The sequence below is a fragment of the Arenibacter antarcticus genome (assembly GCF_041320605.1).
GTDB classification, from domain to species: Bacteria; Bacteroidota; Bacteroidia; order Flavobacteriales; family Flavobacteriaceae; genus Arenibacter; species Arenibacter antarcticus.
On record NZ_CP166679.1, the window covers coordinates 707931 to 722804 of the forward strand.

At 39.5% G+C, this 14874-nt stretch carries 12 protein-coding genes; all 12 read right to left on the minus strand.

All coding sequences use genetic code 11. From position 1 onward, the window contains the following. Positions 1-184: 184 nt before the first annotated feature. The 12 genes from KCTC52924_RS03015 to sprA all read right to left on the minus strand — a co-directional run bounded on the left by KCTC52924_RS03015 (position 185) and on the right by sprA (position 14870). Positions 185-445 carry a hypothetical protein gene (locus KCTC52924_RS03015; RefSeq protein ID WP_251808904.1) on the minus strand — a complete coding sequence of 87 codons (261 nt, stop codon included), beginning with the start codon at positions 443-445 and terminating at the stop codon, positions 185-187. Next, the gene (locus tag KCTC52924_RS03020) at positions 435-968 is read right to left on the minus strand and encodes a DUF420 domain-containing protein (RefSeq protein ID WP_251808903.1); all 534 of its coding nucleotides are present in this window, start codon (positions 966-968) and stop codon (positions 435-437) included. The genes KCTC52924_RS03015 and KCTC52924_RS03020 overlap by 11 nt, the downstream gene beginning before the upstream one ends. After that, a complete protein-coding gene (locus KCTC52924_RS03025; RefSeq protein WP_251808902.1) occupies positions 969-1697 on the minus strand; it encodes an SCO family protein in 729 nt (242 codons plus the stop codon). Then, the gene (locus KCTC52924_RS03030; protein ID WP_251808901.1) at positions 1697-2329 is read right to left on the minus strand and encodes a hypothetical protein; all 633 of its coding nucleotides are present in this window, start codon (positions 2327-2329) and stop codon (positions 1697-1699) included. The genes KCTC52924_RS03025 and KCTC52924_RS03030 overlap by 1 nt, the downstream gene beginning before the upstream one ends. 117 nt (positions 2330-2446) lie before the next feature. Beyond that, positions 2447-2830: a cytochrome C oxidase subunit IV family protein gene (locus KCTC52924_RS03035; protein WP_251808900.1), complete on the minus strand. Its 384-nt coding sequence runs from the start codon at positions 2828-2830 to the stop codon at positions 2447-2449. Positions 2831-2882: 52 nt separating this feature from the next. Then, complete coding sequence (locus tag KCTC52924_RS03040; RefSeq protein WP_251808899.1) at positions 2883-3857, minus strand: cytochrome c oxidase subunit 3; 975 nt, start codon at positions 3855-3857, stop codon at positions 2883-2885. 146 nt (positions 3858-4003) lie between these two features. Further along, positions 4004-4585 (minus strand): cytochrome c oxidase subunit 3, encoded by a 582-nt coding sequence (locus tag KCTC52924_RS03045; protein WP_251808898.1) that lies wholly within the window; start codon positions 4583-4585, stop codon positions 4004-4006. A gap of 5 nt (positions 4586-4590) precedes the next feature. Continuing rightward, positions 4591-5490, minus strand: a complete 900-nt coding sequence (cyoE, locus tag KCTC52924_RS03050; protein ID WP_251808964.1) for a heme o synthase — start codon at positions 5488-5490, stop codon at positions 4591-4593. A 340-nt stretch (positions 5491-5830) separates the two neighbouring features. Next, entirely contained in the window at positions 5831-6535 is a 705-nt protein-coding gene (locus tag KCTC52924_RS03055; RefSeq protein WP_251808897.1) for an energy transducer TonB, read from the minus strand. Positions 6536-6778: 243 nt separating this feature from the next. Then, positions 6779-7117: a VanZ family protein gene (locus tag KCTC52924_RS03060; protein ID WP_370671503.1), complete on the minus strand. Its 339-nt coding sequence runs from the start codon at positions 7115-7117 to the stop codon at positions 6779-6781. A gap of 58 nt (positions 7118-7175) precedes the next feature. Beyond that, positions 7176-7556, minus strand: coding sequence for a glycine cleavage system protein GcvH (gene gcvH / locus KCTC52924_RS03065; RefSeq protein ID WP_251808895.1), 381 nt, complete (start codon positions 7554-7556; stop codon positions 7176-7178). 135 nt (positions 7557-7691) lie between these two features. Next, positions 7692-14870 (minus strand): cell surface protein SprA, encoded by a 7179-nt coding sequence (sprA, locus tag KCTC52924_RS03070; protein WP_251808894.1) that lies wholly within the window; start codon positions 14868-14870, stop codon positions 7692-7694. Positions 14871-14874: the final 4 nt, after the last annotated feature.

Genomic DNA, 14874 nt, shown 5'->3' on the forward strand with positions numbered 1-14874 from the left:
TACATATCACCTACCCACAACTGAGTACACAATAAGCAGTTACACCCCATAATCAGCTTAAATGAAAGCAGATTTAGAAAGTCACACTATGTAAAAACACGAATGAGATAAATGAGGTTGATGCTACTCACAAAACAAGATAGAACACCTTGCTCCTTGGGCAAATAGAAAAGGGAAGAATGACTTAGGTTTTCATTTTCCTATAGATGAAAAAGAAAAGTCCACCTATCAATATATACGGAACCGCCATTAAATATACAATACCGTTATTAATACCTTCAGCGGCAGCGGTATCCCCACCAGTTTCCAACACCGCTCTGCACATGGCACATTGGGCGTCTGCTGTTTGTGGTATCAGGACAAAAACAAAAATAAGGGTAAGGACCAAATATTTAATCCTGGTTCCATTAAATTTCTTGGAGAATGTAACAGTATTAGCTTCCATAATAAGGAGATATCATTAAATAAACCACTACGCCGCTTACCGCCACATATAACCAAATGGGAAAAGTAAACTTCGCGAGTTTTTTATGCGCTTCAAAGTTCTTTAAATAAGCCTTTGCAAAGGTACGCAACACCAAGGGTACAATTACAATGGATAAGAAAATATGTGTAATCAATATAAAATAATACACATATTTAATGGGACCTTCACCACCAAAAGTAGTAGAGTCTGCCGTCATGTGATAGGCCACATACATCACTAAAAATGCAACAGATAATGCTATACAGCTGGTCATTATTTTTTGGTGGAGTTCCAACTTACCTTGTTTCACCGCTATCACGGCAATGACCAACAAAACTGCGGTAAGTCCATTTACCGAGGCGTAGATTGGTGGCAAAAAGCGCAAAGGTTCCACATTTGGCAGTTTCACGCCAAAAAGAAGGGCCACTACTACAGGAATCACTACGGAAACCACATTAATAAGCCTATTAAATCTTTTTTCTTTCAACGAAACGATCTCCATTTATTCCTCCAATAATTTTTTAATATCCTGTTTTAGTATCGATATCTGCTCTTCCTCCCCATGTTCATTTTGCCCATCGGACTCCGTAATGGCTCCTCTATAATAAATGATTGGATTTCCAAATTTATCTACCCGTGATCGGATATATCCATTTTTGTCGATCAGCGCAAATAATCCAGCATGTTCAAATCCACCAGCCGCTTCAGGGACTTGGGCTGCAAAAATACTGAATCCAGTATTGGCCAAAGCGTAAATATCTTTCATATCGCCCGTCATCAGATGCCAATCCATATCTGTAATCCCATATTCCTCGGCATACGCTTTTAAAACAGTAGGCGTATCGTTTTCTGGATCGATCGTAAATGATGCTACTCCAAAGTCGTCTAATTCTTTAAACTCTTCCTGTAACTGCACTAAATTGCGATTCATAATGGGACAGATGGTGGGGCAAGAGGTAAAGAAGAACTCTACTACGTAAACCTTGCCTTTATAGTCCTTATTGGTAATCATAAGACTATCCTGATCAATAAAGGCAAATGGAGGTACTTTCCGCTTTTCACCGTTCATTTCCACAAAGGCCAATTTTTCATTGGCTCCTTTCAGGTTCATTCTATCATTCTGAACCACGGTTCCCCTTTGTATACGATGTATAATTCGCGGAATAAAAATAATCCCAAAAATCAAGATTACCAGTGAAACCCAAACATAGGCATATTTATTTCTTAACATTATTTCTTTCTATGAGTGTTGTTCTTTTTTAAAGCCATACGGTATTCCGCCAAAATAATCTTGACATCATCGATCATCATATTGTTCAGCTCAGCCACTTCAAGGGCATTAAAACCATATTTAATCTCTTCATTACCTTCTGCCTCCCTACCTCTTAAATTACCTTCTTTATCAATAATAAACACATATGGGGTTCCAAGATCATCCCCTAGGGAAATATTGGTTTTTAAGCTTTCAAACAGATTCCGTATTTCCGGTTCATCACCAAAAAGAAAATTCCATTTTTTAGCATCTGCCAATTGCCCCAACTCCTCTTTAAGATCCTCAACGGCAGCTTCTGTACCCTTGGGCATAACCATCACAAACTGAAAATCTTCAAATTGATAAAATCGCTTATAGATCTTCTGATTTAAATTAAAAGCTTGGGCCTGCTGGTACTGAATGTTTTTTCCTAAAAACCCCAAAATAGTGATCTTATCCTTTAATACCACCTCTTCTTGATTGAACCCCAATTCCGACACCTCCTCCGTCAACATGGACAACTTCCCAAAGTTGGTAACCCCTGAAGCAAAGAAAAGATATATCACAATAGGTAAAACAAAAAGGGTAACTAAGACAAATGTTTTTTTCATCAGGTAAGAATTACAATGGTAGCATTGTGAACTGAGGAAAAAATGGACCCCAGATGCAAACCATACAAAAATAAAAAAGACGGTTGTTAAACCGTCTTTTAAGTTGTTAATTATTCGTTAGAAGTTCCACGAAATAAAACCATCCGAGAGTACATTGTAGATGTAATCTGCCTCAAAAAGCAGGATAAACACTAGGTAGGAGATCAAAAACACGGGAGTCCATACGATAGTTCTTCGCAGAGAGCTTTTCTCATCCCTAAGGTGCATAAAATCCCAGGCAATATAGTAGGCCTTTACAATTGTTAAAATAAGGAAGATCCAGTTCAGCAATTTCATCCCCAAAAAATGGGAATGCACCAAACTAGAGGGCTTCATTATCCCCAAAATAACTTCTACCGCCGTAACTAAGGTAAGGAATACTAAAACTCCCCATATTTTTTGGGTATTCGATTTAAATTTCCAACGTCCTCTAAAAATTTCAAGTTTATGCTCCTGTGCCATTTTAAATATATTTTTTTGCGTCCTAAGACAAATAAATAGAATTATTGATTAATTACACCAAATAGAAGAAGGTAAATACGAATACCCACACTAAATCCACAAAGTGCCAATAGAGTCCCACTTTTTCCACCATTTCATAATGGCCGCGCTTTTCGTAGGTACCCAACAACACATTAAAGAAAACAATGATGTTAAGCAAAATACCAACACTAACGTGGAAACCGTGGAAACCAGTAATAAAGAAAAATAAATCGGCGAAGAGCCTATTCCCGTATTCATTATGGATAAGATTTGCACCTTCTACCACCATCACTGCTTCGTCCAACTTCTTAACACTATCATCCCTAGACAATACTGTTTTCTCTCCCTTTTCCGTCAACTGCTCTGTACGTACAACAATATTGGGATTAGTTTTTACACCTTCTATAACCTCGTTTAAAGAATAACTTGGCAAGGCATCTCCTTTATAATACCAAACTCCGTTCTTACGTTCGTGATCCACACGTTCTCCGGGCAGGGTTTTAGCAAAGTCTTTTAGCGCCACTCGCTCACCAGTATCTGCAGCTTGGAATTGAATAATTCGTCCCCCTTTGGTTTCAAGAGCACCGTAATCTCCTTTTATAAAAGTAGCCCATTCCCATCCTTGTGAACCAACAAATATTAGTCCACCAATAACCGTTAGGAACATATACATGGTTACTTTCTTTTTCTGCATATGATGCCCGGCATCCACTGCCAACACCATAGTAACTGAGGACATGATTAAAACAAAGGTCATGAACGCTACGTAATACATAGGATAGTTACCGTGAAAAAAGGGAACGTGGGTAAACACCTCATCGGCAATTGGCCATGTTTCAATAAACTTAAATCTTGTAAAACCGTATGAAGCTAGAAAGCCTGCAAAAGTCAAGGAATCAGAAACAATAAAGAACCACATCATCATTTTGCCATAACTGGCACCTAATGGTTTGTTCCCTCCACCCCAAACGTTTTCTTCTGTGCCCGTAGTAACCGTAGAATCCATATAAAATTATCTGTTAATAAAATTTTCACAAATTTACATTTTTTTCGGCTAAACCAAATTTTTGCTATTTAAAAATGGTTAAAAAAACACATTCTAAATAAGCACCTTAAGAATACGGTTCATCCAGCTAAAAATATAGCTAACCCCTATTTAACGAAATACATAAACAAGATCAAATATACCCAAAGAATATCTAGAAAATGCCAAAAAGTTGCTCCTAACTCCAAACCTAGCATTTCTTTGGAGGAGTACTTTTTCTTAAAATGGTTTGAAATAACCACTAAAAGGCTGATAAGTCCGGCTACAACATGCACAATATGCACCGCTGCGATCAAAAACACGTAGGACATTTTAATACTACTAGTAGGTCCTGTAAAATAGTACCCGTCTGCTATCATCTGGGAAAACCCATTGAACTGTAATATCACAAATGCGATACCTAGACCCAAGGTAAGCAGCAGCCAATTGGCACATTGCTTATGGCTGTCGTTTGCAATAGCCTTTTTAGCCAACCAATAGGTAAAACTACTTATAATAATTACTATAGTACTTGCCAAAAACGAGGAAGGGAGTGCAACATTGTCTGCCCAATCTTCACGCGAACTACTAACAATATATGCGCTTGTCCAACCAGCAAACCCCATGATTAAGCTTACAATCCCAAACCAAAGCATCATCTTCTTCGCCCTTTCGTTCTTCTCCTTCTTAGTACCTTGAGTTAAGTCCATCTGTATTAAATAAATTTATCAATTACGTATACCAACTGCATTAAGGTGATATAACTAACACTAGCCAACATTAATTTACGAGCTGAGCCATTATCTCTTCTTTCATACAATCGGAATGCAAAAAACAGCATCACCAATCCCATCAAGAATATTACTATTGCTGCCACAATAGAAAGCTGCAACCTTCCCGTGAATCCAAATACCGGAATAATAGATATGATTATCATCCAAAGGGTATACATAATAATTTGCAAAGCAGTTCCCCTATCTTTCTTTCCTGTAGGCAACATTTTAAAACCACCTTTTTTATAATCATCGTCCAGCATCCATCCCAAGGCCCAAAAATGTGGAAATTGCCAAAAGAATTGGATCATAAACAGAGTCCCGGGCTCTATTCCAAAATGATCTGTTGCCGCAACCCACCCCAACATAAAGGGAATAGCACCTGGAAATGCACCAACAAAGACCGCTAAGGGCGTTTTTGTCTTTAACGGGGTATATACACTCGTATACAAAAAAATGGAAATAGCGCCAAACATGGCGGTTTTAGGATTTAAGAAATACAAGGCCACAATCCCCATAATAGTAAGGGACACCGCTATAGTCATAGCCGTTGTCACAGACATTCTACCTGCTGGAATTGGTCTATTCTTGGTGCGATCCATTAAAGCATCCAGGTCTTTTTCTATCACCTGATTATATGCATTAGAAGCACCCACCATACAATATCCACCAAATGCCAATAGCAAAACGGAAGTATAATTTACCTCAACGGCACCTAAAAAATATCCAGCGACGGAAGAGAACACCACGCTGATAGCAAGCCTTGCCTTTGTAATTTCTTTAAAATCAGAAAAATACACTGCAAATGAATCGCTTTTTACTGAATTAACCGCCGTCTTTATCAACCCTTTTTAAATAAGAGCGCAAAGATACACTGCCTATTTTTTTTTTGCAACCAAATGAGAAGGTTTATTATCGAAGGCAGTATAGAGCACTGAGGATTAAGTATTGAGATCACTCAGCAAACAATTATCAGTCGTCACGAGGCCATATTCGGCAAAAAAGTTACCGAAAAGAAATAAAGAAAATAAGACGTTGAAGTTACAGCAAAGACTATAGCACCAGGAATACCACTAAACAAATTTTACAGGCCTACGATAAATTCTCGCATTCAAAAAATCATCAAAAACAAAAAATCCCAGACCGAAGCCTGGGATTTTAACTGTATTTTTTAAAACTATATTACTGCAACTTAAAGGTAATTGGAATACTAAATGGTACACGTACCGCCCTACCTCTTTGCTTTCCAGGGATCATTTTTGGTAATTTACCAATAATCCGCGCTGCTTCTTCTTCTAGGTTTTTATCAGGACCTCTCATCCTTACATTTCCGATACTTCCGTCCTTTTGTATAACGAACATTATGTTTACCCTACCTTGAACACCCATTTCTTGAGCAATTTCTGGGTAACGGAAGTTTTTACTGATATGCTTTTGCATCATGGAGTTAAAACAAGCTCTCTTATCTTTTTCGTTTTCACAACCTGGGAATACAGGAACATCCTCAATAACGGCAAAAGGAATATCCAAATCTTCTTCCACTTCTTCAACCTCAACGTCGGCAACTTCTATCACCTCTTCTTCTTGACTGGTTTCTGTAGATTCTATCACTGTTTCCTCAACCTCTACCTCATCTTCAACAACCTCAATAATTTCAGGTGCTGCTGGAGGTGGTGGGGGTGGTGGGGTTTTTAACTGCTCGGTCATAGGAACTTCTTCATCCAAAGTATCCTCTACGTTCATGGTATAGTCAAAATTGCCACTATCATCATAGGTTTTCCATTCAAACGCTACGTATATCAATGCCATTACCACCACCAAACCAATAACGAAAAAAAGTCCGCTATTCCTTGTTAAATCCGCCTTAGGATTCTTTTTAAGTTCCATAATTGTTAAATTTAATGTTCGCTAATTTATATATTTATTTCATCTGTTTAAAATTTTTCTCCAAAAAATAGCATAAAAAATTTTAAATGTCCCCTTCGGGAGTTCCAAGTCTACTGGCTAATAACCATCTAGCATATTCACCATGCACAATTAAATAATGTCCAAGTACTGTTTTCGTTCAAATATCGCTAAGATTTACCGCTTTTTTTCTCAGAAACCCTTCACAAGATATTCAAAAATATATTAATCTCTCCATTTCATCGGGGTATTCCCCGAAAAAAATAATTTTATCACAAGACCACCCAACAAGGCGCCAACACTATTTGCCAAGACGTCCCAAATATCACCGTGGCGGTACGTAGTAAACCTTGCTTGTAGCACTTCAATAATTATGCCATATAATATTGCAAATCCAACGACCCTTAAAATTGTTCCTTGCAACGTAATACGTCCATTTTTCCTTTCCCAAATGCACATTATCCCAAGTACCGTGGCTCCAAAGTAAAACGAAAAATGCACCAATTTGTCCATATGCGGAATTCTTATGGACGGAAGAACATCACTTCCGCTAAATGAATACAAGCTGAGTAGTGTAATCAACACTATCCAGCTTATAAATGCAATTGTAAAGAAATATTTTTTAAGCACCCACTAATTCTTTGTATTCCGTATCTGCCATTAATCCCTCTATTTCGGAAGTATCACTTAATTTAATCTTTATAATCCAGCCTTCGCCATACGGATCACTATTTACCTTTTCGGGTTCATCTTCCAAGGCTTCATTAAAGGCAATAATTTCCCCACTTAAGGGAAGAAATAGGTCAGATACAGTTTTCACTGCTTCCACTGTTCCAAAAACCTCATCCTTATCCAAGGTCTCGTCCAAGGTCTCCACCTCAACGTATACGATATCGCCAAGCTCTCCTTGTGCAAAATCAGTTATTCCTACTGTAGCAACATCACCATCTATTTTTATCCACTCGTGGTCTTTGGTGTATTTTAAATCTGAAGGTATATTCATTATTTCTATTGGTTAAAAAAAACAAATGTAAAAGATTATCCTTTGCAAATCAAAGAACAGGATTTAAACTTTATCATTTAATTAGGATATTATACCGGAAAGCTCTCTTTCCTCCAAATAGCCAAGAACCAAAACCTAATTCCCGAAATTATACACCAAGGTAAACCCGGTATTAATGGAGGTTTGGGGAAAAGCGGTAGAAACGGCAAACTTAGAAAAGGAATGATCGTAAAAGAAAAGCGCATTTAAACTTTTACTCAAGGCATAATCTGCCCTAAATTTAAAAGACATAATATTTTTACCCGATGTAATCTGGTTGTTATCGATCTCTAAATTTCTGATAATGGTAACATCGTCCCTTAGCGTCACATCTGCCTTTAGATTTAGGTCGCCCTTTAAACGTTGTTGATCCCCACCGATATTAGTGACAAATTGCACATCCTTAAACCTATACCCTAAACCAACCGTATATTCCTTACCATTAATCTCCGTCATTAGATTGTTGTCAAAACTTAGGGCCAACGCCCTATCGGTTCTGATTTCAGCAAGAACACTCATGGAATTCCGCATTTCAAAATCGACTTTCACCAACGGATTAAATTGATCCGTCAGCACCACATTGCTCATAATGGACTGTGGTAAGAAATCTTGATTTTCAGAATTTATAGGTTCCAGACCGTCATTTACCATTTGGGTACGCTCCAGATTGGTCTGAAAAGAATTGATACTATAGGCAGATCGGTACCCATGGCCCAAGGAGAATCGCTTAAACTTTTCCTTAAACCAAGAATTGCGCATCAGTCCCGTATACTTAATATTCCAATTTGGGATCGGAATATTCCTAAAGGCACTTAGGCTCACCTTACCGGCATCTTGACCCGTATAGGCTGCGAAAAATGCCGGGAGCAGTACATCTTGACTTGTTTTTCCATATCGCTCTGGAAATCCATCGCTATCCACCACACCAGTATCCTGATTTCGTTCGGCCACAATCCTATTGGCTACGGCAAGTCGGTTTTCCTTAAAAGAATCAAAATTAGCGGAACCAAACTGGTCACTTGTATTGAATACAGTACCAATCATCATGGTAGAAATACTGTAATTTCCAAAATTGTTCCCTAATAAATTTATATACTCGAAGGCGTCATTCCCAAGATCAGCAACATTAAAACTTTCTTTATAACTATCGGAATACTGCCTGTCGGCCACCAAATCTATAGTAAGGTCTCGCATAGGCTGAGCCGTTGCCGTTATATTCAATTGCTTATTAGTATTCTCAATATATTGTTGGCTAAACTCCGGAAAGGTGGTCAGCCATCCATTTCTGGCGGCCTCATAACGCACGTCTGCCTGACTTCCAAATACAAAGCCTATAGTAGGTTTAGCCGTCCCTATAAATCCGACCGATTTAGTATATCCCGGTAAGACTTTTCCATTATTTTCACTATAAGTAATATTGACACGCTTCACCATGGTAAGCACATCTACAAAAGCGTTATAACCGGCTCCGCTAGATTTCTTAGTATCTTCTTTTCCTTGATTTGGTGCATTACCAGCCTTATCCAAACGCATTGGTCTTTTAGCGGGAACTCTGGTGTTTTTTCTTCCCAATCCAAGGAAATCATAGAATTTCTGCATGGACAGGGAGGTGGTCAAATTATGGGTATTCGCATTTTGGACGGTATTAATATCCTCTCCAGCCACCTCACGTACGGCATCGCCCCCACGTTGCCAATCAAAGTTACTAGTATAACTGTATTGGGCACTTATAAAATCGAGAGCAGGTATTTTACTCAATGGAAGTTCATAGTTCAATTGCATTTCCTGGGAATGTCTGTTGGGCTCACCAAGATCAAAAAACCCATCCCAAAGCCCCAATACCGGATCAATACCGGAATCTGAATTACCATCCTGCGCAAAATAATTTCTTACAATATTGTTGTTGGATGCGGTAAGGTTTAATCGCAGTGATTTCGTAAGACTGTAATTAATGGCATACTGCCAGTTAAACAAGTAGTTTCTTTGTTGCAGAAATGGCAATTCGAGCTTTTCTACCCCAGGCTCAAAAACATCCCTAAATTTCTGCTGATTAAAAGCCCTGTTAAAGTTTGATTGAAGGGATACACTTGCCGGCAGGACATTGATATTTAAATCTTTTAGCCATTTCCAATACTTGGCCGTAAAAAGGGAGTCCTTTTTAGCAAAAGGTTCTACTGAAAACGGTTTAAAATTATGGTTGTACACAAAACCTGTCACCACGTTCTGGTCTTGCAGTTCAGCAATCTCAAAATCCCGATGGCTAACTTCGTTATAGGAATAATTAAAGGTGAAATTCTCCACATCATAGAAATTAGCCTCAGCCTCCGCCGACCTATCCTTTCTAACACCAATAAAATTAATACTGGTCCTTTTAGTATAATCTTCCCCTTGCTGTCTAATAGCTTCGGCATCCTCTACAGTTTCTGCTACTGAAATACGATCACTCAATTGAAGATCATCGTAGACCGGATCAAACTCGGGCGTAATCACCTGTTCTGATATGCCATAATTAAAGGGCAATTGAATTCCCCATGGTTTTGGGAACAATTGGCCGAAATTTATATTAGTGACCATGTCGTAGGAAATAGCATCTTCTCTGGCACGTTCATTGGGCATTTGGTCTAGGGCCCCAAATCCGGAGGTGCTTTTACTGCCGGAAGCGGATAAACTGGCGAAATCTGCCAGATTCATGTCCACTGCAGCAATGGCCGCCCATCCTCCATTGTTATCCAACCCTGCTAAACGAAGCTCGTTAAACCATACTTCACCTCTTGCCGGAAGATCATCATCATTCTTAATCCCGACCATCATACTACGGATACTTCCCAATGAAGGGTTTCCTTTAATCCCGATCCGTATTTTTCCTAATGTTCTTGGATCAAATTCATTTACCTGTACCGCTACCCCATCCTGTATTTCGTAATAATTTACGGTATTGAGACTTTGGGAGGTGATGCCTGCGGATTTTACTTTTGAAAGATCGTCCAAGGATAGGTCCAGTTGGTTTACATCGGGCCATATTTCGTCCGTAGAATTAGCTCCAAAAGACGTGAATTTTAACGGTAGCTCTATTTGATAAAAGTTTTGGGAAAAATCGGATCCAATCCTTAAAAATCCAACCAAGGGATGTTCGTCATCGGCATAATCAGATTCCACTTTCTCCTCTGCATGCATAAACATTTTTAATCGAGTATACTGTCTTATATCAATATTTACATTTTTAAAAACACCCCTAGAGTCCTTGGACTCCAAATTATCTACCACAAAGGAGAGGGACTGCTCATTTTGCCTGATGATGGAATTATTATTGTTTAAGCGCTCCCGCTCTACCCCTGGAGGCAACACATAGGGAATGGGTGACCTATTTGCATTTTCCTCAATATTAACGGCATTAACATCTACCAAAGTTCCATCGTCCGATGGATCGGAATCTACATCGGGCTGTAAGGATCTGGTATAGGTTCGCCAGTCGCCACGCACCAAATCCAAGGTCGCAAAACGCAAAAGCACATCACTAGAGAAACCGGTAAGGTACATCCGCATAAAACTAATGGACCTAAAGTCGCTTATCCCTCCCTTAGCATCAGTAAAATCGCTCAATGGAATTTTATATTGTATCCAACGTTCGTTCAGAGTATTGCCATTGGGCAAAGACCGGGTGACTCCTTCTTTAATATCTGTGACATATTTATCGTTGATGGTGGTTCCCGGCTTCATATTGATACGATATTCGAAATAGCTATTTACCGTATTCATGGTACCATCTCTGTTAATATCCTCTACATCGGGCAAGGTAGTAGACCCCCTATTCTGATTGCTCAATTGCACGGGAGAGTTCCCCTCTGGGTTATTAAAATTTAGATAGCGCTCTAGGATACTCCCTTCCCTGTTCAGAAAATATTCATAATTGTCCAAAGCCGGATCTTCTGGGGGACCATTATAGGAGAGGCCGCCCTCAAAAACATAGGTAGCTTCCTCTTCATCATTTAATCCATCAAAACCTACATCCTGGTTCTTCCGATTGTTTTCGTCCGCATCAAAGGCATATATCAAAGATTGTGTTGCAGGAACTTTTCCCCATGCTGTTTTATAGGTAAGGTCATTGGATTCGGGATTTATCGGCAATCCATTTTCATATTGTTTTCTCCCATCTGGTAAGATATCCTCGGAGATATTCCCAAGATTAATCACAAGGTCCCCAGCACTGGTTGAGACACCGTCAACATAAGGATCCAACACCCAAAATTGTACGTACTCCACATTAGACTGCTCAAAATCGGTACTGCTTAGGGAGCGCATTATTCCCGCCCATTTGTCTTGAGGTTGTTCCGTTTGAAAACTGGTATTTGCGTTATAGGGTCCTTTTAATTGTGGATAGTAAGCTAAATCTAAGGTGTTCTGGGCCAAGGTCTGCCCTTGGGCTACATCTTGATTAAATACATCCTGAATGTAGATACGTCTAGTCTCGTTGGTAGAAATATCATCGTCCCTAATGGCGGAAGGTCTTTGATTGGAATAGAAAATTGGATCAATGGTATACCAGGCTAATTTTGCCCTCCCAAATCCCGATTCTAAGCTGTTATTTGCTGCCAAATATTCCATTGGCGGACTGGCAAGCGACCAACCTAGGAAGGAGCGGATATCAATAAGTGACTGCGCCCCTTCAAAGTCGTCCAAATAAGTTGTGGTTTCGCCCTGAAAATCGGCATTTTTAGGAGAATTAGGTTTTAAAAACGCCACATCGCCACGAAGCGATAAATTGGAAGCAACATCCGTATCAATATTGGGCAATTTATTCACCAAGCGTGTTAGAAATGGAACTTCTGTGGAGAAGTTTCCATTTAAACCAAAGATCGTATTATTCACTGGTTCTACGCCGTAGTTGGATTTCTGTGTCAACGGTCTTTCGTTAAGGTTTAACATAGTACCGCCCAAAATAAAATTTTTACTGAACTGATGTTCTACATTAACCCCGGCAAAACGTCTAGTCTGTTGTCCGAAAACGGCATTGTTTTCCACTGAAATATTAATGGGGGTATTGGAAGCTTCCAGACTGGGATCTAAAATCTGCACCGTCCCTGCTTGATAGTTCACAGTATAGTCTATCCCCTCCTGTAGTTGACGCCCGCCTGCAGTTACCCTGACAGATCCACGCGGCACATTGAAAGCTCCTATGGGGATGCCATTGATACCCTGGGATTTGTACCTCCCTTTTAGGATGAATTTATTTTTATCGGCATCTTGTTGGGCCGCTGCGGTAGGCAAGGCATACATATTTCTAAATACATATTTCTTTTGATTGGCATTGTACCCCTGATCATCTTGTACATCATAGGTACCGCCACCTAGTAGGTTGAATAAAAACTCTCCAAACGGCTCTACCTTGGTGAAAATAATGCTTCCCGTCTGTGGGTCTATGGTAATTCCAGGAACGTAATCAAAAAACCCATCTCCTCCAGACTGAACATCATTATAGTTATTTAAGCGGTCCAGATTAAACACGTCTAGCAATATACGCTCTTCCAAAGTTTTTGGAGTACTTGGCCAGCCACTACCAGGACCCGACTCTACGGGAGTGATATAATTCCTCGGCGTGGTTTCGTTGTAAAGAATATTAAATTTAAAGTCCTCCTGACTTAATTGATATGCACCAGTGGCATAAATATTCTTCATCATAAGGTCCCAAACTGGGTCTACCACATTGGTAATATTACTTTTTAGTAATTTAAGAATCAGTGTATTGTTATTTACAGGGATTTCCGCTCCTGGCGATACCGTAGTAGCATCCAATCCGCCATTAGCAAATTCCCCTACCTGATATACTTGTCCGTTATAGGTGTACTGGAAAGCTACTCCCAACACTTCATCGTTACTCAACCGTTGGTTTAGGGAAATGTACCCTAATTGTCCGTTAAAGTTAAAATCCCTTCCCTGTTCCAGTTTCCTAGCGTTTTCTAAAATAGCATAATCAAAACCTTGATTTACCGTATAACCTGGAACGACAAAACCACTCTGTACGGTAGCTATGTCCCTAATGTTTCTATTTAGTGCCCCGCCAGACCCAATAAGTGCAGGGTCGTAGTCGTTGGCTGTATTCCTAGGTAAATTCCCTGCTCCTGAGGGATTAAAGAAACCCACAGGGTCTCCGCTATTCTGTCCAATTCTCGTTTTTTCGCTTTCCGCCTCACCTAAATCCTGAATTGCGACCACATTACGTATATTCAAGGTTTGCTGACTTCTATTAGTGACCCAAACCTCTAGCCTGGTAATCTGAACTTGACTACGGATATAAGGGTAGTTTGCTAGGGCATCATCATAATTATCCCTAAAATAATGTGCTAAAAAAAAGTGCTTATCAGCGTCGTAATCTTGTGCCCTCAACTCAAAATCGTTAACCGCTCCCCCTCCCTGGGCTACCACGGTATTACTCTGAGAGCGTTGTTCCGAGAATACACCGGTTACGGTTGTTTTTCCAAATTGAAGTTGGGTCTTTACCCCAAACAAACTTTGAGCCCCAGTAATTAAAGAACTGTTTAGTGGCATACTTACGTTACCTACTTCAATTTTCTGAAGGATATCATCCTCTGATGGGGTATAATCCAACTTAACAAGATTTTGGAAATCGAAGGTGGCCTCAGTGTCATAGTTAGCGGTAACCTGTAATCTTTCTCCGATCTTACCCAACATACTTAGGCTGATCCGTTGATCAAAGTCGAACGATAAATTAGTGCGATTTCTAGGAGATAGGGAGGGGTTGTCATTTTTCTGCCAAATAACTCCCAAGTCCATTGCAACAGAACCCTGAGGGACAACCTCTATGGTATTACCTCCAAAAACACTTTCAAAAAAACTGTTGTTCACATAAAAATTGGGAAGTAAATTTTTCCGAGCCTCCACACTACCTTCTTTTTTCCCAGAATAGGCATCTATTTTCTCCTTAAAATAGGATTTCATCCCTTCTCGGCGGGCCAATTCCATATACTGCTCGGGCGAAAGAATAATGGGATAACTAATATCAAAATCGCCTATACTAACCGAGTAAATATAGCGATCCATCTGAGGGTCATAGGTATATTTAGAAACGATGCTGTCTGGATTTTCCATGACCATCTTTCCCAAGGCTACACCAGTCTTTATCGTATCTAATTCTTGGGTATTCACTTCCTCACCTTCAATCTCCTGGGCGAAAGCATTGATGCTCGCCAGAAGAAAAAATACGTATAGAAAAAAATATCTTAATAGTGATTTAAGATAAAGTGATGCCCCTTTTTTCAATCTT

Bases quoted from the DNA above. Each gene is read 5' to 3' on its own strand.
- KCTC52924_RS03025 (WP_251808902.1), bottom strand. From the start codon at position 1,697: ATGTTAAGAAATAAATATGCCTATGTTTGGGTTTCACTGGTAATCTTG.
- KCTC52924_RS03045 (WP_251808898.1), bottom strand. From the start codon at position 4,585: ATGGACTTAACTCAAGGTACTAAGAAGGAGAAGAACGAAAGGGCGAAG.
- gcvH (WP_251808895.1), bottom strand. From the start codon at position 7,556: ATGAATATACCTTCAGATTTAAAATACACCAAAGACCACGAGTGGATA.
- KCTC52924_RS03030 (WP_251808901.1), bottom strand. From the start codon at position 2,329: ATGAAAAAAACATTTGTCTTAGTTACCCTTTTTGTTTTACCTATTGTG.
- KCTC52924_RS03015 (WP_251808904.1), bottom strand. From the start codon at position 445: ATGGAAGCTAATACTGTTACATTCTCCAAGAAATTTAATGGAACCAGG.
- KCTC52924_RS03055 (WP_251808897.1), bottom strand. From the start codon at position 6,535: ATGGAACTTAAAAAGAATCCTAAGGCGGATTTAACAAGGAATAGCGGA.
- KCTC52924_RS03040 (WP_251808899.1), bottom strand. From the start codon at position 3,857: ATGGATTCTACGGTTACTACGGGCACAGAAGAAAACGTTTGGGGTGGA.
- KCTC52924_RS03035 (WP_251808900.1), bottom strand. From the start codon at position 2,830: ATGGCACAGGAGCATAAACTTGAAATTTTTAGAGGACGTTGGAAATTT.
- KCTC52924_RS03020 (WP_251808903.1), bottom strand. From the start codon at position 968: ATGGAGATCGTTTCGTTGAAAGAAAAAAGATTTAATAGGCTTATTAAT.